Source organism: Streptomyces sp. NPDC101110, assembly GCF_044759525.1.
In the GTDB taxonomy this organism is placed as follows: Bacteria; Actinomycetota; Actinomycetes; order Streptomycetales; family Streptomycetaceae; genus Streptomyces.
Genome location: NZ_JBIVZM010000018.1, coordinates 156,156 through 174,768, shown reverse-complemented (window position 1 = coordinate 174,768; position 18,613 = coordinate 156,156). Strand labels below are relative to the sequence as shown.

Sequence of the window (18,613 nt, the reverse complement as noted above, 5' to 3'; positions counted from 1 at the left end):
GAGCGTGGCCGGAAGCCATCGCCCCGCGGCGCTGATACGCTGGTAGCCCGTGGACCGGTGGGCCCCTTCCCGACAGGGAACCCCCGAACCGCAGCGACGGCACCCCGGAGCATTCCGGCGGGCAGCCGCACCGCACCCCCAGACCGCGACCACGGGAGCCCCGTCTTGGCCATGCCGCCCGCCGCATTTCGTAATTCGACGACCAAGCACATCTTCGTCACCGGGGGTGTCGCCTCCTCGCTCGGCAAGGGCCTGACGGCCTCCAGCCTCGGCATGCTGCTCAAGGCCCGCGGACTGCGCGTCGTGATGCAGAAGCTCGACCCGTACCTCAACGTCGACCCGGGCACGATGAACCCCTTCCAGCACGGTGAGGTGTTCGTCACCAACGACGGCGCCGAGACCGACCTGGACATCGGCCACTACGAGCGCTTCCTCGACCGTGACCTCGACGGCTCCGCCAACGTCACCACCGGTCAGGTGTACAACACCGTGATCGCCAAGGAGCGGCGCGGCGAGTACCTGGGCGACACCGTGCAGGTCATCCCGCACATCACCAACGAGATCAAGCACCGCATCCGCCGCATGGCGACGGACGAGGTCGACGTCGTGATCACCGAGGTCGGCGGCACCGTCGGCGACATCGAGTCGCTGCCGTTCCTGGAGACCGTCCGCCAGGTCCGTCACGAGGTCGGTCGTGACAACGTCTTCGTCGTCCACATCTCGCTCCTGCCGTACATCGGCCCCTCGGGTGAACTGAAGACGAAGCCCACCCAGCACTCGGTTGCGGCCCTGCGCAACATCGGTATCCAGCCGGACGCGATCGTGCTGCGCTGCGACCGCGAGGTGCCCACCGCGATCAAGCGGAAGATCTCGCTGATGTGCGACGTCGACGAGGCCGCCGTGGTCGCCTGCCCCGACGCCCGTTCGATCTACGACATCCCGAAGACCGTGCACGGCGAGGGCCTGGACGCCTACGTCGTCCGCAAGCTGGACCTGCCGTTCCGTGACGTGGACTGGACGACCTGGGACGACCTGCTCGACCGCGTCCACAACCCCGACCACGAGATCACCCTCGCGCTGGTCGGCAAGTACATCGACCTGCCCGACGCCTACCTGTCGGTCACCGAGGCGCTGCGCGCCGGCGGCTTCGCCAACCGGGCCCGCGTCAAGATCAAGTGGGTCACCTCCGACGACTGCAAGACCCCGGCGGGCGCGGCCCAGCAGCTCGGCGACGTCGACGGCATCTGCATCCCCGGCGGCTTCGGCGACCGCGGTGTGCTCGGCAAGGTCGGCGCGATCAAGTTCGCCCGCGAGAACAAGATCCCGCTGCTCGGCCTCTGCCTCGGCCTGCAGTGCATCGTGATCGAGGCCGCGCGCAACCTGGCCGACATCACCGACGCCAACTCCACCGAGTTCGACCCGGCCACCGGCCACCCGGTCATCTCCACCATGGCCGAGCAGCTCGACATCGTCGCCGGTGAGGGTGACATGGGCGGCACCATGCGGCTCGGCATGTACCCGGCGAAGCTGGCCGAGGGCTCGATCGTGCGCGAGGTGTACGACGGCAAGGAGTACGTCGAGGAGCGGCACCGGCACCGCTACGAGGTGAACAACGCCTACCGCGCCGAGCTGGAGAAGAAGGCGGGCATCCTGTTCTCCGGCACCTCGCCGGACGGCAAGCTCGTCGAGTATGTCGAGTACCCGCGCGACGTCCACCCGTACCTGGTCGCCACCCAGGCCCACCCGGAGCTGCGCTCGCGCCCGACGCGTCCGCACCCGCTGTTCGCCGGGCTCGTCAAGGCCTCGGTCGAGCGGAAGATTTCGAAGTAACACACCAGTTGTACGGTGGCCGGGGTGCATCCCTTCAATGGGTGTGCACCCCGGTTTCGTTTCAGCAGGTCGCGCGGCACGTGGAAGGACAGGCATGACGATCAAGGACATCCCGGTGGAGTGGGAGATCCGGGCGACGGAGACCCCCTTCACGGGCAACAAGACCTCCGTGCGCACCGACGAGGTGGTCATGCCCGACGGCACCGTGGTGGGCCGTGACTACCAGGTCCACCCCGGCTCCGTGGCCGTCCTCGCCCTCGACGAGTCCGACCGCGTGCTGGTGCTGCGCCAGTACCGCCACCCCGTGCGCCACAAGCTGTGGGAGATCCCGGCCGGCCTGCTCGACGTCCCCGGCGAGAACCCGCTGCACGCCGCGCAGCGCGAGCTGTACGAGGAGGCGCACGTCAAGGCCGAGGACTGGCGGGTGCTGACCGACGTCTACACCACGCCGGGCGGCTGCGACGAGGCCGTCCGGATCTTCCTCGCGCGGGACCTGTCCGAGGCCGAGGGGGAGCGCTTCGCGGTCGCGGAGGAAGAGGCCGACATGGAACTCGACCGGGTGCCGGTCCAGGAACTCGTGCGGGGCGTGCTGGCCGGCGAGCTCCACAACAACTGCCTCGTCGTGGGCGTCCTGTCGCTGGTCGCCGCGCGGGCCGGTGACGGACTGGACGTCCTGCGCCCGGCCCAGGCGCCGTGGCCGGCGCGGCCGTTCGAGGCGTAGCACTCCGCCAGGGTGCCGCGGGTGGTGCCGGTCGGGTGCGGCCCCGTCGTGGCTGGTCGCGCAGTTCCCCGCGCCCCCTTACGAGCGCCGCCGGTCCTACAGTCGGTTGATCCGATCGGGGGATGCGTCCGCCGTGCCCGCCGTGCACCACCCGGGACGTTGCAGAGCGTGAACTAGGCTCTGTGGCACGCCCGAGCCGGAGTCCCGGCGGGCTTGCGCGTGCGGTTGGGACGGGAGTGTGGCCCGTGGCGGATCAGGTCGTGGAGACAGGCGAAGTGCGGTCGGCCGGGCGCGTCGCCGGGGAGAGCGAGTTCCTGGGCCGCACGCGGGAGTTGAAGGAACTGCGCGCCGACATCGAGCGCGCCGGACTGGACACCCTGGCCGGCCGCAAGGCACCCCGCGCACGCGTGCTGCTCATCGCCGGCCGGCCCGGTTCGGGCCGCACCGCGCTCGCCGAGGAACTCGTGCGACAGGTCGCGGACCGTTACCCCGACGGGGTCCTGCGTGTCGGCCTGACCGAGCCCGACGGCACCCCCGTCCCCGTCGGCCGCGCCGCCCGCGACCTCCTTGCCGCCCTGGACGAGCAGGCACCGGCCGGGGCCTGCGAGGACGACCTCACCGACGCCCTGCGCAGCGCCCTGGCCGACCGCCGGGCCCTGCTCCTGCTGGACGACGCGGTCGACGCCGAGCAGGTCGACGCCCTGCTGCCCGACAGCCCGGACTGCCTCGTCGTCGCCGTCTCCGAAGGACCGCTGACCGGCATCTCCGACGTCCGCCCCTGCACCCTGGGCGGCCTGGACACCAAGTCCGGGGTGGAACTGCTGACCCGGCACACCGGCTCGGTCCGCATCACCGTCGACCCCCGGGCCGCGGAGGGCCTCGCCGAGGAGTGCCAGGGGCAGCCCGCCGCGCTGATGCTGGCGGGCGGCTGGCTCGCGGCACATCCCAAGGCCGCAGTCTCCGACCTGGCCAAGCAGCTGCGCGCCGACGACAGCGAGGGCATCGCACTGACGAGGGTCTTCCGGCTCGCCCACGCCGCCCTGCCCGCCAGCGCCGCCCGGATGCTGCGCCTGCTCGCCCTTGCCCCGGCCGGTCTCGTCGACCCCCAGACCGCCTCCGCGCTCGTCGGCTGCTCGGTGGAAAGCGCGCGCACCACCCTCGGCGAGTTCGTCACCCTGGGCTTCCTGCGTGCGGTGGACTCCCCGCTGCCGCAGTACGAGGTGCCCGGCTGCCTGCACCCGCAGCTGCGGATCCTCGCCGAGCACCACGAGCGCCCGGCCGATCTCCAGCTGGCCCGCGCCCGCATGCTGGAGCGCACCGTCCGGCTGCTCCAGGCCTGCCGGGCGATCACCGAGACCGACAGTCCGAAGGCCCGCCAGAAGCTGCTCGACATGCCCCGCGCGCTGCGCTTCCCCACCCCGCGCGCGGCCGCCGACTGGCTGCGCCTGACCCGGCCCGCGCTGCTGGCCTCCGCCCGGCTCGCGGTCGCCGACGGGGAGCTGGACACCCTGGCCCGACGGCTGATGTCCCAGCTGGTCCGGGCGATGGCGGCGCACATCGGCACCAAGGCCGCCGCGCCCGACCTCTACGAGATCCACGGCATGGTCCTCGACGTCGCCGAACGCCGCCGTCTGCCCCGGGAGCGTGCCGCCGCCCTGCTCAACCTCGGCGACCTCGACGCCCGCACCGGCCGCACGGCCGACGCCCTGGCGCGCTACCGGGCCGCGCTGGACGCCGGGCGCGAGGTGAACGATCCGTACGCGACCGGCCGCGCGATGGAATCCGTAGGCGGCGCGTACCTGGACCTCGACGACTTCGACCGGGCCGCCGACTGGTTCGGGCGCGCCCTGGTCGAGCGGCTCGCCCGGGGCGAGCGCGCCGAGGCCGCCCGGCTCTACGGGCGGATCGCCGCAGCCCACACCTTCGCGGGCCGCTACGGCGAGGCCCTGCGGAACTGGCGCGCGGCGATCGCCGGCCACCGCAAGAACGGCGACGTGGCCGCCCAGGCCCGGGCCCTGAGCGAGCTGGCGCGGGTCCAGGAGTACGCGGGACGTCCCGAGGAGTCGCTGCGCACCTGCCGGGAAGCCGTGGAATGGGCGCGGCGCGCCGAGGACCCCCGGCTGCAGGCGGCGCTGCATCTGCGGGCCGCCGACACCCTCGAACACCTGGGAGATCCCGCGTCCGCCGGGCTGCACCGGGGCGCCGCCGGGCGGATTCTCGGCGACTCAAACCTTCAAAGTGACCCTGACGCCTGCGAAATCCGTACCGCATCAGCTGAAGATTGATGCAATGAAAGGCTAGACAGCGAGAACACCTTCATTAGACTGGCTCTGCCGCACGTTCTCCTGCGGTCTCTCCCGGTGTGCCCGTGTGTGCCCGGGTATGTCTAAGGAATACCCCCCATACCCTCTGAGCCAAGGACCGTGATCGACGTGAAGGTCGGCATCCCCCGCGAGGTCAAGAACAACGAGTTCCGGGTGGCCATCACCCCCGCCGGCGTGCACGAGCTGGTGCGCCACGGCCACCAGGTCGTCATCGAGCGTGGCGCCGGCGTCGGCTCCTCGATCCCCGACACCGAGTACGTCGCCGCCGGTGCGCAGATCCTGGACACCGCCGACGAGGTGTGGGCCGCCGCCGACCTGCTGCTGAAGGTCAAGGAGCCCATCGCCGAGGAGTACCACCGCCTCCGCAAGGACCAGACGCTCTTCACCTACCTGCACCTGGCCGCCTCCAAGGAGTGCACGGACGCCCTCCTGGAGTCCGGCACCACCGCGATCGCCTACGAGACCGTGGAGCTGCCCAGTCGCGCGCTGCCGCTGCTCGCCCCGATGTCCGAGGTCGCGGGCCGACTGGCCCCGCAGGTCGGCGCCTACCACCTGATGCGCGCCAACGGCGGCCGCGGCGTCCTGCCCGGCGGCGTCCCCGGTGTGCTGGCCGGCCGTGCCGTCGTGATCGGCGGCGGTGTCTCCGGCTGGAACGCCGCGCAGATCGCCATCGGCATGGGCTTCCACGTGACCCTGCTCGACAAGGACATCAACAAGCTCCGCGAGGCCGACAAGATCTTCGGCACGAAGATCCAGACCGTCGTCTCCAACACCTTCGAACTGGAGAAGGCCTGCCTGGAGGCCGACCTCGTCATCGGTGCGGTGCTCATCCCCGGCGCCAAGGCCCCGAAGCTGGTCACCAACGAGCTCGTCTCGCGGATGAAGCCCGGAAGTGTCCTTGTCGACATCGCGATCGACCAGGGCGGCTGCTTCGAGGACTCCCGCCCGACCACCCACGCCGAGCCGGCCTTCCGGGTCCACAACTCGGTCTTCTACTGCGTCGCCAACATGCCCGGCGCGGTGCCGAACACCTCCACCTATGCGCTGACCAACGCCACGCTGCCGTACATCGTCGAGCTGGCCAACCACGGCTGGGCGGACGCGCTGCGCCGCGACCCCGCACTGGCCAAGGGCCTCAACACGCATGACGGCAAGGTCGTTTACCGCGAGGTCGCCGAGGCGCACGGCGTGGAGCACGTGGAGCTGTCCTCGCTGCTCGGCTGAGCACACTCGGCCGCCAAGTCGCCTAAGTGACCAACCGGCAAAGGCGATAGTCCCCCCGTCTCGGCTTCGCTCGATCGGGGGGACCACCGTCGCCGCTCGTCAACGCCGTGCATCCGGCCGGACCTTGCCCGACAAGGTCCGGCCGGATGTGTGTATGGTCACTTCGCGATTCTCGAGCAACTCGCCTCGAACGTAACCCTTCAACCGATTCGCACACCGGTGAAACCTGCCGTGCGACGGCCGTACGCCCTTGACAGCGGGATGTTTCATTGCCGACACATCGGGCCGGGTCCGGCGGATTGTGTTGCTGCGGACGCCCGACACGCCATAGAGTCGCCAATCGTCGGCATGGTGCCACGCTGACCTGTCTAGAAGTTTCCTGGTCACCAAGGAGGTAAGACGACTTGTGAATGAGTCGACATTTTCTCCCGGGGGTGGCCAACCAGGAATGCCTGCACCGGGCCAGGTGCCCGCGGGGTTCGAGGCTGTCGGCTCCGTCGCTGTGCGCACCTTCGCAGCCCACCAGAGTCCGCAGGCGACTCACACAGCACACCAGAAGATGGATGGCCATCACGTGAACGCCATGGCCGGCGACGGAAGTGGCGCGCCCCACAACCACTTCGCCGACTACGACGAACTGCCCGAGGGGCACTTCTACGACCCCGACGCGGAGTACGAGCCCGACCCCGAGTACGCGGCCACCCTCGCGCCCGACGCGGCAAGACAGCGCCGCGAGCGCGTCGGTCCGACCGGGCGCCCGCTGCCGTACTTCCCGATCCCGGGCCCGCTGCCCGAGCACGGACCCGCCAAGATCATCGCGATGTGCAACCAGAAGGGCGGCGTCGGCAAGACCACGTCGACCATCAACCTGGGTGCCGCGCTCGCGGAGTACGGACGCCGTGTCCTGCTCGTGGACTTCGACCCGCAGGGCGCGCTGTCGGTCGGACTCGGTGTCAACCCGATGGAACTCGACCTCACCGTCTACAACCTGCTCATGGAGCGGGGGATGGCGGCCGACGAGGTGCTGCTGAAGACCGCGGTCCCCAACATGGACCTGCTGCCCAGCAACATCGACCTGTCGGCGGCCGAGGTCCAGCTCGTCTCCGAGGTCGCCCGCGAGTCGACGCTGCAGCGCGCCCTGAAGCCGCTGCTGCCCGACTACGACTTCATCGTCATCGACTGCCAGCCCTCGCTCGGCCTGCTCACGGTGAACGCCCTGACGGCCGCGCACAAGGTGATAGTGCCGCTGGAGTGCGAGTTCTTCGCGCTGCGTGGTGTGGCCCTGCTGACGGAGACCATCGAGAAGGTCCAGGAGCGGCTCAACCCGGAGCTGGAGCTCGACGGCATCCTCGCCACCATGTACGACTCACGCACGGTGCACAGCCGTGAGGTGCTCGCGCGCGTGGTCGAGGCGTTCGACGACCACGTCTACCACACGGTCATCGGGCGCACGGTCCGCTTCCCGGAGACCACCGTCGCAGGTGAGCCGATCACCACGTACGCCTCCAACTCCGTGGGTGCCGCCGCCTATCGCCAGCTCGCCAGGGAGGTGCTCGCCCGGTGTCACGCCGAGTGAGTCTGCCGGGGGCCGACGAACTCTTCCGTACGACAGGGGGGATGGCGCTTCAGTCGTCCCAGCCCAGGCGCCAGGCCAACGGCGACGCCAGGGTGCCCGCTCCGGCGGGGGAGGGCGACGCGGCGGCCGCCGCGGAGGACGCGCCGCAGGCGGTGCCCGCGCAGGGCGGTGACGGCGAGGGCGCGGAGCACGTCGCGGCGGACGCGGAGCCGGCCGAGGCCGGGGAGGCCCACAGCCGTTCCGCCGAGCGCTCCGGCTCGACCCGCCGTCAGGCGGCGCAGGAAGGTTCTGCCGCCGGCGCGGCGCCCCGCAAGCGCGGGCGCAACCCCTCGCGCCGGCCCAGCGGCCGGGAGCGGCACGACGAGAAGATCACGGTGTACGTGTCGGCCGAGGAGCTCATGGACCTCGAGCACGCCCGTCTCGTGCTCCGTGGCGAGCACGGTCTGGCCGTGGACCGCGGCCGCATCGTCCGTGAGGCGGTCGCGGTTGTCCTCGCCGACCTGGAGACCCGCGGGGACGCCAGCATCCTCGTACGACGACTGCGCGGGCGGTAGCGGTAGCCTGCGGGGGCCATGACCTCGAACGCTTCCCCACCTCCCCCCGGCGGCCCGGCCGGCCGCCGGCGTGCGCTGGGGCGGGGGCCGGGGGCTCCGCGAACGGCTCCGGAGGCTGAACGGCAGGAGGTCGTGCCGCAGGAGGGCCGCCTGGAGGAGGGCGAGGCGCCGGAGGCCGGGCCGTGGCACGCCGAGCCGCGGGAGCTTGAGGCGCGGGAGGCCCAGCCGTGGGGCGCCGCGGTGCGAGAGGCCGAGCCGTCCCGTGCACCGGAGGAGGCCGGTCCCGCAGCTCCGCCTGTCCGCCTGTCCGGGCCTGAGGCGGTCGCGCCGTCTGCGGACCGGGCCGGGCCGGTGGTCATGGTCGGTTCAAGCACGGCTGCACCGGACGCGGGGTCCGCGGGCGACCCGGCGGCGTCCGAGGCACCGGCGGTGCATGACCCGGCCGCGTACGAGAAACCGACGGTGCATGACCCTGCCGCGTACGCGGTCCCGGCGGCGGATGACCCGGCCGCGTACGCGGCACCGGCAGGGCATGACCCTGCCGTGAACGCGGCATCGGCTGCGGATGACCCCGCCGTGTCCGAGGAGGTCTCCGGGGCCGTCCCGGGCCCCCAGCCGCCGGCCGGTGATGCCGAGTCCGCCGGTGACGGGGTCTTCAAGGTCCGGCTCGCCAACTTCGAGGGGCCCTTCGATCTGCTGCTGCAGTTGATCTCGCGGCACAAGCTGGACGTCACCGAGGTCGCGCTGTCGAAGGTGACCGACGAGTTCATGGCCCACATCAGGGCCATGGGACCGGACTGGGACCTGGACGAGACGACCGAGTTCCTGGTCGTGGCCGCCACCCTGCTCGACCTGAAGGCCGCGCGGCTGCTGCCCGCCGCCGAGGTGGAGGACGAGGGCGATCTCGCGCTGCTCGAGGCGCGGGACCTGCTGTTCGCCCGGCTGCTGCAGTACCGCGCGTACAAGCAGATCGCCGACATCTTCAGCGGGCGGCTCGACGACGAGGCCCGGCGCCACCCCCGGACCGTCGGACTCGAGGCGCACCACGCCGAGCTGCTGCCCGACGTGGTCATCAGCATCGGCGCGGAGGGCTTCGCCAAGCTCGCCGTGAAGGCGATGCAGCCCAGGCCCAAGCCGCAGGTCTACGTCGACCACATCCACGCCCCCCTGGTCAGCGTGCAGGAGCAGGCGCAGATCGTCGTGGCCCGGCTCCGGGAGCTCGGGGAGGCCGGCTTCCGCGTGCTCGTGGCGGACACCGACGACACCCTGACCGTCGTCGCGAGGTTCCTCGCCCTGCTGGAGCTGTACCGCGAGAAGGCCGTCGCGCTGGAGCAGGAGACCGCGCTCGGGGAACTGCTCGTGCGGTGGACCGGCGGCGACGGGGACGAGACACCGACCGTCACCGACGAGTTCGACCGGCCGCCCGAGCCACCGAAGGAGGAGAAGCAGGCGTGAGCGAGCCAACGACCGACCTGCCGGCCGGGACGCCTGTCGTCGCCGGCCTCGACCTCAAGCCCGCCCTGGAGGCCGTCCTCATGGTCGTGGACGAGCCCGCGACCGAGGAACACCTCGCGAAGATACTGGAGCGGCCGAAGCGGCAGATCGCGGACGCCCTGCGCGAGCTGGCCGACGAGTACACCGTCCAGGGGCGCGGCTTCGAGCTGCGGTACGTCGCGAACGGCTGGCGCTTCTACACGCGCGCCGCCTTCGCGCCCGCCGTCGAGCGCTTCGTCCTGGACGGCCAGCAGGCCCGCCTCACCCAGGCCGCCCTGGAGACCCTGGCCGTCGTCGCCTACCGCCAGCCGGTCAGCCGCAGCCGGGTCTCGGCCGTACGCGGAGTCAACTGCGACGGCGTGATGCGCACCCTCCTCCAGCGCGGACTGATAGAGGAGGCGGGCACGGAACCCGAAACAGGTGCGATCCTGTACAGGACGACGAACTACTTCCTGGAGCGGATGGGCCTGCGCGGTCTGGACGAGCTCCCGGAGCTCGCGCCCTTCCTCCCGGAGGCGGAGGCGATCGAGGCCGAGACCCAGGAGGGCGTACCGTCGTTCGACCCGGACGCGCCTGACGACGACGTGCCGGGCAGCCCGGTGAGCCCGGGGACCCACGACGAAGACGACCAGACGGAACTTTGATGCGAAGCAGCAGCGGCAGGAACAGCAGCGGAAACAACGGCGGGAGCCGTGGTGGCAACAGCGGCGGCCGCGGCGGGAGTGGTGGTGGTCGCGGCAACTTCCGCGGCGCCGGCAACAACCGCGACGACAAGCAGGGCAGTGGCCGTCCGAAGAAGCCGCGCCCCGAGGAGCGCCGCTACGACGTGGGCCCCGGGGCGACGAAGGACGGCCCCAAGGCCGGGCGTGGCGGCGCCGCGCGTGGCGGCGCCAAGGGCGGTCCCAAGCAGCCCCAGAAGCAGGGACGTACGACCCCGGCCCGCCCGCGTGAGTACGAGGCGCAGGTCGAGGAGCGCAACCGCGACCGGTACGCCGGGAAGAAGGAGGTCAAGCTCCCGAAGACCTTCCCCGGCGCCGAGCAGGAGGGCGAGCGCCTGCAGAAGGTCCTCGCCCGCGCGGGCTTCGGCTCCCGGCGTGCCTGCGAGGAGCTGATCGAGCAGGCCCGGGTCGAGATCAACGGCGAGATCGTCCTGGAGCAGGGGCGGCGTGTCGACCCGGAGAAGGACGAGATCAAGGTCGACGGGCTGACCGTCGCAACCCAGCGCTTCCAGTTCTTCTCGCTGAACAAGCCCGCCGGTGTCGTGTCGACGATGGAGGACCCCGAGGGCCGGCAGTGCCTCGGTGACTACGTCACCAACCGCGAGACCCGGCTCTTCCACGTCGGCCGGCTCGACACCGAGACCGAGGGCGTCATCCTGCTCACCAACCACGGCGAGCTGGCGCACCGGCTGACGCACCCGAAGTACGGCGTGAAGAAGACCTACCTCGCGCACATCGTCGGGCCCATCCCGCGCGACCTGGGCAAGCAGCTCAAGGACGGCATCCAGCTGGAGGACGGCTACGCGCGCGCGGACCACTTCCGGGTGGTCCAGCAGACCGGCAAGAACTACCTCGTCGAGGTCACCCTCCACGAGGGCCGCAAGCACATCGTGCGCCGGATGCTCGCGGAGGCCGGCTTCCCGGTCGACAAGCTGGTCCGGGTCGCCTTCGGGCCGATCACCCTGGGCGACCAGAAGTCGGGCTGGCTGCGTCGGCTGTCCAACACCGAGGTCGGGATGCTGATGCAGGAGGTCGACCTCTAGACCTTGTGAGCGACCGGCACCCCCTTTTATAGTCGTGCTGACTATTAAAGGGGGTGTTCGTCATGGACGGCTACGACAAGTACGCCCACGAACCCTTCGCGGTGACCGTCGACCTCGCGGTGTTCACCCTCCGGGGAGGCGCGCTGCACGTGCTGCTCGTCGAGCGCGGGCAGGAGCCGTACGCCGGGCGGTGGGCGCTGCCCGGCGGGATCGTGCAGCCGGACGAGTCGGCGGAGACGGCCGCCCGGCGTGAACTCGCCGAGGAGACCGGCCTGTCCGACGTCTCCGGGCTGCATCTGGAGCAGCTGCGGACCTACAGCGAACCCGGCCGCGACCCCCGGATGCGGGTCGTGTCGGTCGCCTTCACCGCACTGCTGCCCGACGCACCCGAGGCGCACGGCGGCAGCGACGCGGCCCAGGCCCGCTGGGTGCCGTACGGCACGGCCGGGCCGCTCGCCTTCGACCACGACCGCATCCTGGCCGACGCCCACGAACGCGTCGGCGCCAAGTTCGAGTACACCTGCCTCGCCACCGCGTTCTGCCCGCCCGAGTTCACCCTCGGCGAGTTGCAACAGGTCTACGAGACCGTGTGGGGAACCGCACTCGACCGGCCCAACTTCCGGCGCAAGGTGCTCGCCACACCCGGCTTCGTCGAAGCCGTCCCGGGCGCCGCCCGGCTGACCGGCGGCCGCGGCAAGCCCGCCGCGCTGTACCGCGCCGGAACCGCCACCGCCCTCCACCCGCCTCTCCTCCGGCCCCTCCGGGAAGGACGCCCCGCATGACCACACTCGTCCACAAGCAGGCCGCCACCGGAGCGCTCACGGGCCTGGCCCTCGGCGATGCACTGGGCTTTCCCACCGAGTTCAACGACGTCCCCTCGATCCTCGCCAAGTGCGGGCCCTGGCGGCAGATGGAGCTGCCGTCCCCGGCGATCGTCACCGACGACACGCAGATGACACTGGCGCTCGGACGGGGCATACGGGCGGCGATGGACCGGGGTGTGCTGGGACCGGAGGGGATGGCCGAGGCCGTGCGGCGGGAGTTCATCGCCTGGAACCGCTCCCCGGAGAACAACCGCGCTCCCGGCAACACCTGTCTGCGGGCCTGCGCCCTGCTGGAGCACTCGGATCGCCCCTGGCAGGACGCCAGTCAAACCGAATCCAAGGGCTGCGGTGCCAACATGCGTGTGGCGCCGCTGGGGCTGGTGTCCGGCCTGAGCGACGAACAGCGTGCGGGCGCCGCACAGTTGCAGTCCGCCCTCACCCACGGGCACCCCACCGCGCTCGCCGCGTCCGACCTCACCGCACACGCCGTACGCCTGCTCGCCCGGGGCGCCGAGCCGACCGGGCTGATCGGACGGCTCCGCTCCTACGCCCTGGAGAACCGCAGCCGCTACCACGAGCGCTGGCTCGGCGACCTGTGGCGGCTGGCCGGGGACCCGAGCCCCGAGCGGTTCATCGCGCGCGGCTGGGACGAGTGTCTGGAGGCCCTCGAGCGGCTCCGGCACGCCGTGCGCACCGTCTCGCCGGAGACCGACCCCTGTCTGGCCACCGGCGAGGGCTGGATCGCCGAGGAGGCTCTGGCGACCGGACTGCTGTGCTTCCTGCTCTTCGTCGACGAGCCGGTGACCGCCCTGCGCCGCGCCGCCTGCACCGCGGGCGACTCGGACTCGATCGCCTGCCTGACGGGCGCCTTCGCGGGCGCGCACCTGGGTGCGGAGGCCTGGCCCGCCGAGTGGGCCGACCGCGTCGAGTACCGGGGTGATCTGCTCACCCTCGGGGCTCTGTGGGACGCGTGACGGCCCGCTGCCGGGCGCGGGCCGTCAGGTCATGCGAATGGAGTTCCCGTCCACGGTGATCTGCTCGGCGGGCAGGGGCTGGGTCGCCGGTCCGTGAGCCACCGCACCGTCGGCGATCTTGAACTTGCTGCCGTGGCAGGGGCAGTTGATCGTGCCGTCGGAGACGGACCCCACCAGGCAGTGCTGGTGGGTGCAGATCGCCGAGAAGGCCTTGAACTGCCCCTCCTCCGGCTGGGTCACCACGACCTTCTCGTCCTTGAAGATCTTGCCGCCGCCGACCGGGATCTCACCGATGTCAGCCAGGTCCTTGCCGGCGGACCCGCTCGTCGCGCCGCCGTCGGTGGGGGAGTCCGCCGACGAGGAGCCGCTGTCGCCGCCCCCGCCGCAGGCCGCGACGAGCGCCGTCGCGCCGGTCACGCCCGTCGCGAGGAGAACCGTGCGGCGCGTGGTCTCGTAGGTCATGTCGTCACTCCGAACGTGCCGAAGATGGGTGAAACGGGATTTGCGTCATCTTGGCACTGAACTTACCCAAAGGCGGTGTTTCTGGCGTCTCGCCGGGTGGGCGTCGCGCCCCCGGGCCGCGCGGGCTGACTAGGCTGGTCGGACGTAGAGCGACACGCACGTCAGCAAGGAGCATCGCCGTGGCGGTACGAGCGGTCCGGGGCGCCGTCCAACTCGAACGGGACGAGGCCGGACACATGGACGAGCAGGTCGGAGCCCTGCTCACGGAGATCCTGGAGCGCAACGGTCTCGCCGCCGACGACCTGATCAGCATCTGGTTCACGGCCACGCCCGACCTGCACAGCGATTTCCCGGCGGCCGCCGCCCGCAAGCTGGGCATCGTCGACGTGCCGCTGATCTGCGCCCAGGAACTGGACATCGAAGGCGCCATGCCCCGGGTCGTCCGGGTCCTCGCGCACATCGAGTCCGACCGGCCCCGTGCCGACATCGCCCACGTCTACCTCGGCGCCGCCGCCGCCCTGCGCAAGGACATCGCCCAGTGAGGACCGCACTCGTCATCGGCACCGGCCTCATCGGCACGTCCGCCGCTCTGGCCCTGTCCCAGCGGGGCGTCACCGTGCATCTCGCCGACCCGGACCCCGAGCAGGCCCGTACCGCGGCCGCGCTGGGCGCAGGCACGGACGAGGCGCCGGACGGCCCCGTCGACCTGGTGATCGTCGCCGCGCCGCCCGCGCACGTGGCCGACGTTCTCGCCGACGCCCTGAGCCGCGGGGCGGGACGCGGCTACCTGGACGTCGCCAGCGTCAAGGGTGGACCGCGCCGCGAGCTGGAGGCACGCGGTCTCGACCTGTCCGCCTACATCGGCTCCCACCCCATGTCGGGCCGGGAGAAGTCCGGCCCGCTGGCCGCGACCGGGGACCTCTTCGAGGGCCGCCCCTGGGTGCTCACCCCGACCCGGGACACCGACACCGAGGTGCTGAACCTCGCCCTGGAGCTGGTCTCGCACTGCCGGGCCGTGCCGGTGGTGATGGACGCCGACGCCCACGACCGGGCCGTTGCCCTCGTCTCCCACATGCCCCACCTGGTCTCCAGCCTGGTCGCCGCGCGCCTGGAGCACGCCGAGGAGGCCGCCGTACGGCTTTGCGGGCAGGGCATCCGGGACGTGACGCGGATCGCCGCCTCCGACCCCCGGATGTGGATCGACATCCTCTCCGCGAACCCCGCGCCGGTCGCCGACCTGCTCACGGACGTCGCCGCGGACCTGGAGGAGACCGTGCGGGCCCTGCGCGCCCTGCAGTCCTCCGACGACCACAAGCGCCGCGAGGGCGCCGGCGGGGTCGAGGACCTGCTGCGGCGCGGCAACGCGGGCCAGGTCCGCGTCCCCGGCAAGCACGGGTCCGCGCCGCGGGCCTACGAGGTCGTGGCCGTGCTCATCGACGACCAGCCGGGGCAGCTGGCCCGGATCTTCGCCGACGCGGGCCTGGCCGGCGTCAACATCGAGGACGTACGCATCGAGCACGCGACGGGACAGCAGGCCGGTCTGGTGCAGTTGATGGTGGAGCCGAAGGCGGCTCCGGTGCTGAGTGCCGCTCTGCGGGAACGGGGCTGGGCGCTCCGGCAGTAGCCGGCAGAAGGCTGCTGTCCGGGGCCGCATTCCGGAGGCTGCCGCCCTCGGGCCCCGTATCGGCCCGAACGGCCTCGTCCTGTGGCCGAGCAGCGTCGGCTGGTGCCGGACGGGTTGGTGGTGGCCGAGCAGCGTCGGCTGGCGCCGGACGGGCTGGTGGTGGCCGAGTGCCGCGGCCGGCGCCGGACGGGCTTCGGGGGCCGAGTGGCGTCGGCGCTTGTGGGTCGCCCCGGACGCGCGGCCGGACGAGTGACGCGCACCCAGTAACCTGGTGCGGGGCACTCGCGCCCTCACCCCCGCAGAGCCCGGTTCAGGAAGGTCCCCACTGTGGAAAGCGCCACGCCAGTGATTGTCGCCATCGACGGCCCCGCCGGCACCGGCAAGTCGAGCACCTCGAAGGCCGTGGCGGCCCAGCTCGGGCTGAGCTACCTGGACACCGGCGCCCAGTACCGGGCGATCACCTGGTGGATGGTGAGCAACGGCATCGACATAGACGACCCGTCCGCGATCGCCGCCGCCGCGGGCAAGCCCGAGATCATCTCGGGTACCGACCCGGACGGCCCGACCATCACGGTCGACGGCGTGGACGTGGCGGCCCCGATCCGCACCCAGGAGGTCTCCTCCAAGGTCAGCGCGGTCAGCGCGGTGCCCGAGGTGCGTGCCCGGATCACCGAACTGCAGCGCTCGATCGCCGCCTCCGCGGAGCAGGGCATCGTCGTCGAGGGACGCGACATCGGCACGACCGTGCTGCCCGACGCCGACCTCAAGATCTTCCTCACCGCCTCCCCGGAGGCGCGGGCCGCCCGCCGCAGCGGTGAGCTGAAGGGCTCCGACGTCCACTCCACCCGCGAGGCCCTGATCAAGCGGGACGCGGCCGACTCCAGCCGCAAGACCTCCCCGCTCGCCAAGGCGGACGACGCCGTCGAGGTGGACACCACCGAGCTCACGCTGGCCCAGGTCATCGAGTGCGTCGTCACCCTCGTCGAGGAGAAGCGGGCCGGGAAGTGACCGAGCTGCCTTCGGCCCGGGGCGCCGAGGTCGGGCGGCGCATCGGCGTCGGCCTGATGTACGGGCTGTGGAAGCCGCGCGTGCTCGGCGCCTGGCGGGTGCCCGCCAGCGGCCCGGTGATCCTCGCGGTCAACCACTCCCACAACATCGACGGCCCGATGGTCATGGGCGTGGCTCCCCGGCCGACGCACTTCCTGATCAAGAAGGAAGCCTTCGTCGGCCCGCTGGACCCCTTCCTGCTCGGCATCGGGCAGGTGAAGGTCGACCGCGACACCACCGACCGCTCCGCGATCACCCGGGCGCTCGGCGTCCTGGACAGCGGCGGCGTGCTCGGCATCTTCCCGGAGGGCACCCGGGGCGAGGGCGACTTCGCCTCGCTGCGTGCCGGCCTCTCCTACTTCGCGGTGCGCAGTGGTGCCCCGATCGTCCCGGTGGCCGTGCTGGGAAGTTCCGAGCGGCGGGGACGGTTGATAAAGGGGCTGCCTCCGCTGCGCTCCCGCGTCGACGTCGTCTTCGGGGAGCCCTTCGAGGCGGGCGACGGCAGCGGTCGCCGGACGCGCAAGGCGCTGGACGAGGCGACCGGGCGCATCCAGAAGCAGCTCGCGGCCCACCTGGAAAACGCCAGGCGTCTCACCGGACGCTAGGCGACACTGAGTAGTGGATCAGCCCGGCACACGGCCGGCACTCCACCGACCACCACGATGAACGACGAGGTACGGACTTCATGAACGACCACATCCAGCCCGACGGCTCGGGCGCGTCCGAGGGCGCCCACGAGCACGACCACGGGGCGCTCGGCGACGCCGAGTTCGCGGAGTTCATGGAGCTCGCCGCGGAGGAGGGCTTCGACCTCGAGGACGTCGAGGGCGCCATCGAGGAGGCCGGTCACGGTCCGCTTCCCGTGCTCGCCGTCGTCGGCCGCCCCAATGTCGGCAAGTCGACCCTGGTGAACCGCATCATCGGGCGCCGCGAGGCCGTCGTCGAGGACAAGCCCGGCGTCACCCGCGACCGCGTGACCTACGAGGCCGAGTGGGCGGGCCGCCGCTTCAAGGTCGTCGACACCGGCGGCTGGGAGCAGGACGTCCTCGGCATCGACGCCTCCGTGGCCGCCCAGGCCGAGTACGCGATCGAGGCCGCCGACGCGGTCGTCTTCGTCGTCGACGCCAAGGTCGGTGCCACCGACACCGACGAGGCCGTCGTACGGCTGCTGCGCAAGGCCGGCAAGCCGGTCGTGCTGTGCGCCAACAAGGTGGACGGCCCCAGCGGCGAGGCCGACGCGGCCTACCTGTGGTCGCTGGGCCTGGGTGAGCCGCACCCGGTCTCCGCGCTGCACGGCCGCGGCACCGGCGACATGCTCGACCAGGTCCTGGAGGTGCTGCCCGAGGCACCGCGTGAGACGTTCGCTGGGGGCGGCATCGGAGGCCCGCGGCGCGTCGCCCTGATCGGGCGCCCGAATGTCGGCAAGTCCTCCCTGCTGAACAAGGTGGCGGGCGAGGAGCGCGTCGTCGTCAACGAGCTGGCGGGCACCACCCGTGACCCGGTCGACGAGCTCATCGAACTCGGCGGCGTCACCTGGAAGTTCGTCGACACGGCGGGCATCCGCAAGCGCGTCCACCTCCAGCAGGGCGCCGACTACTACGCCTCGCTGCGTACGGCCGCCGCCGTGGAGAAGGCGGAGGTCGCGGTCATCCTGATCGACGGCTCCGAGTCCATCTCGGTGCAGGACCAGCGGATCGTCACCATGGCCGTCGAGGCGGGCCGCGCGATCGTCGTCGCGTACAACAAGTGGGACACCCTCGACGAGGAACGCCGCTACTACCTGGAGCGGGAGATCGAGACCGAGCTCGGCCAGGTGGCGTGGGCGCCGCGGGTCAACGTCTCGGCGCGCACCGGCCGGCACATGGAGAAGCTGGTCCCGGCGATCGAGACGGCCCTGGCGGGCTGGGAGACCCGGGTCCCGACGGGCCGGCTGAACGCCTTCCTCGGTGAGCTCGTCGCCGCCCATCCGCACCCCGTCCGGGGCGGCAAGCAGCCGCGCATCCTGTTCGGCACGCAGGCGGGCACCAAGCCGCCGCGGTTCGTCCTGTTCGCCTCCGGCTTCATCGAGGCGGGCTACCGGCGCTTCATCGAGCGCCGCCTGCGCGAGGAGTTCGGCTTCGAGGGGACGCCGATCCACATCTCCGTGCGGGTGCGCGAGAAGCGCGGCAAGAAGAAGTAGCGCGAAGCACCGGAAAGG

General features: G+C 71.7%; 17 protein-coding genes. 16 read left to right on the top strand and 1 reads right to left on the bottom strand.

Going from position 1 to position 18,613, the window contains the following annotated elements:
- Positions 1–171 precede the first annotated feature (171 nt).
- The 11 genes from ACIQU3_RS33470 (at position 172) to ACIQU3_RS33420 (ending at position 13,283) form a co-directional block, all read left to right on the top strand.
- Entirely contained in the window at positions 172–1,830 is a 1,659-nt protein-coding gene (locus ACIQU3_RS33470; RefSeq protein WP_403744238.1) for a CTP synthase, read from the top strand.
- 94 nt (positions 1,831–1,924) lie between these two features.
- Positions 1,925–2,551 carry an NUDIX domain-containing protein gene (locus ACIQU3_RS33465; RefSeq protein WP_403929334.1) on the top strand — a complete coding sequence of 209 codons (627 nt, stop codon included), beginning with the start codon at positions 1,925–1,927 and terminating at the stop codon, positions 2,549–2,551.
- A gap of 245 nt (positions 2,552–2,796) precedes the next feature.
- Entirely contained in the window at positions 2,797–4,836 is a 2,040-nt protein-coding gene (locus ACIQU3_RS33460; protein ID WP_403929331.1) for a tetratricopeptide repeat protein, read from the top strand.
- Between the two features lie 138 nt (positions 4,837–4,974).
- The gene (gene ald, locus ACIQU3_RS33455; protein WP_403744207.1) at positions 4,975–6,099 is read left to right on the top strand and encodes an alanine dehydrogenase; all 1,125 of its coding nucleotides are present in this window, start codon (positions 4,975–4,977) and stop codon (positions 6,097–6,099) included.
- Positions 6,100–6,547: 448 nt separating this feature from the next.
- The gene (locus tag ACIQU3_RS33450; protein ID WP_366715263.1) at positions 6,548–7,675 is read left to right on the top strand and encodes a ParA family protein; all 1,128 of its coding nucleotides are present in this window, start codon (positions 6,548–6,550) and stop codon (positions 7,673–7,675) included.
- Complete coding sequence (locus ACIQU3_RS33445; RefSeq protein WP_403744204.1) at positions 7,660–8,229, top strand: hypothetical protein; 570 nt, start codon at positions 7,660–7,662, stop codon at positions 8,227–8,229. The genes ACIQU3_RS33450 and ACIQU3_RS33445 overlap by 16 nt, the downstream gene beginning before the upstream one ends.
- A gap of 357 nt (positions 8,230–8,586) precedes the next feature.
- Entirely contained in the window at positions 8,587–9,684 is a 1,098-nt protein-coding gene (locus ACIQU3_RS33440) for a segregation/condensation protein A (protein ID WP_403929354.1), read from the top strand.
- Entirely contained in the window at positions 9,681–10,367 is a 687-nt protein-coding gene (gene scpB / locus ACIQU3_RS33435) for an SMC-Scp complex subunit ScpB (protein ID WP_403929328.1), read from the top strand. The genes ACIQU3_RS33440 and scpB overlap by 4 nt, the downstream gene beginning before the upstream one ends.
- Entirely contained in the window at positions 10,367–11,485 is a 1,119-nt protein-coding gene (locus ACIQU3_RS33430; RefSeq protein WP_366715271.1) for a pseudouridine synthase, read from the top strand. The genes scpB and ACIQU3_RS33430 overlap by 1 nt, the downstream gene beginning before the upstream one ends.
- A gap of 62 nt (positions 11,486–11,547) precedes the next feature.
- Entirely contained in the window at positions 11,548–12,267 is a 720-nt protein-coding gene (locus ACIQU3_RS33425) for an NUDIX hydrolase (protein WP_403929325.1), read from the top strand.
- Positions 12,264–13,283, top strand: a complete 1,020-nt coding sequence (locus tag ACIQU3_RS33420; RefSeq protein ID WP_403929323.1) for an ADP-ribosylglycohydrolase family protein — start codon at positions 12,264–12,266, stop codon at positions 13,281–13,283. The genes ACIQU3_RS33425 and ACIQU3_RS33420 overlap by 4 nt, the downstream gene beginning before the upstream one ends.
- Before the next feature lie 24 nt (positions 13,284–13,307).
- On the opposite strand, the gene ACIQU3_RS33415 is transcribed toward ACIQU3_RS33420, so the two are convergent.
- Positions 13,308–13,745, bottom strand: coding sequence for a Rieske (2Fe-2S) protein (locus ACIQU3_RS33415; protein WP_403744194.1), 438 nt, complete (start codon positions 13,743–13,745; stop codon positions 13,308–13,310).
- Positions 13,746–13,924: 179 nt separating this feature from the next.
- Between ACIQU3_RS33415 and aroH the strand changes: the two genes are divergently transcribed.
- The 5 genes from aroH to der all read left to right on the top strand — a co-directional run bounded on the left by aroH (position 13,925) and on the right by der (position 18,595).
- A complete protein-coding gene (gene aroH / locus ACIQU3_RS33410) occupies positions 13,925–14,287 on the top strand; it encodes a chorismate mutase (RefSeq protein ID WP_234847113.1) in 363 nt (120 codons plus the stop codon).
- Positions 14,284–15,369 (top strand): prephenate dehydrogenase, encoded by a 1,086-nt coding sequence (locus ACIQU3_RS33405; RefSeq protein ID WP_403744191.1) that lies wholly within the window; start codon positions 14,284–14,286, stop codon positions 15,367–15,369. The genes aroH and ACIQU3_RS33405 overlap by 4 nt, the downstream gene beginning before the upstream one ends.
- Positions 15,370–15,714: 345 nt before the next feature.
- Complete coding sequence (cmk, locus tag ACIQU3_RS33400; RefSeq protein WP_403744189.1) at positions 15,715–16,377, top strand: (d)CMP kinase; 663 nt, start codon at positions 15,715–15,717, stop codon at positions 16,375–16,377.
- On the top strand, positions 16,374–17,021 hold the full coding sequence (locus tag ACIQU3_RS33395) for a lysophospholipid acyltransferase family protein (RefSeq protein WP_366715285.1): 648 nt from the start codon (positions 16,374–16,376) through the stop codon (positions 17,019–17,021). Before cmk ends, ACIQU3_RS33395 begins: the two co-directional genes overlap by 4 nt.
- Before the next feature lie 80 nt (positions 17,022–17,101).
- Positions 17,102–18,595 carry a ribosome biogenesis GTPase Der gene (der, locus tag ACIQU3_RS33390; protein ID WP_403744186.1) on the top strand — a complete coding sequence of 498 codons (1,494 nt, stop codon included), beginning with the start codon at positions 17,102–17,104 and terminating at the stop codon, positions 18,593–18,595.
- The last annotated feature ends 18 nt before the right edge of the window (positions 18,596–18,613 follow it).

What these genes read in the sequence shown, in the direction of transcription:
- ACIQU3_RS33415 (WP_403744194.1), bottom strand. Translation starts at nt 13,745, where the DNA reads ATGACCTACGAGACCACGCGCCGCACGGTTCTCCTCGCGACGGGCGTG.
- ACIQU3_RS33420 (WP_403929323.1), top strand. Translation starts at nt 12,264, where the DNA reads ATGACCACACTCGTCCACAAGCAGGCCGCCACCGGAGCGCTCACGGGC.
- ACIQU3_RS33470 (WP_403744238.1), top strand. Translation starts at nt 172, where the DNA reads ATGCCGCCCGCCGCATTTCGTAATTCGACGACCAAGCACATCTTCGTC.
- ACIQU3_RS33440 (WP_403929354.1), top strand. Translation starts at nt 8,587, where the DNA reads ATGGTCGGTTCAAGCACGGCTGCACCGGACGCGGGGTCCGCGGGCGAC.
- der (WP_403744186.1), top strand. Translation starts at nt 17,102, where the DNA reads ATGAACGACCACATCCAGCCCGACGGCTCGGGCGCGTCCGAGGGCGCC.
- ACIQU3_RS33425 (WP_403929325.1), top strand. Translation starts at nt 11,548, where the DNA reads ATGGACGGCTACGACAAGTACGCCCACGAACCCTTCGCGGTGACCGTC.
- ACIQU3_RS33430 (WP_366715271.1), top strand. Translation starts at nt 10,367, where the DNA reads ATGCGAAGCAGCAGCGGCAGGAACAGCAGCGGAAACAACGGCGGGAGC.
- ACIQU3_RS33465 (WP_403929334.1), top strand. Translation starts at nt 1,925, where the DNA reads ATGACGATCAAGGACATCCCGGTGGAGTGGGAGATCCGGGCGACGGAG.
- ACIQU3_RS33450 (WP_366715263.1), top strand. Translation starts at nt 6,548, where the DNA reads ATGCCTGCACCGGGCCAGGTGCCCGCGGGGTTCGAGGCTGTCGGCTCC.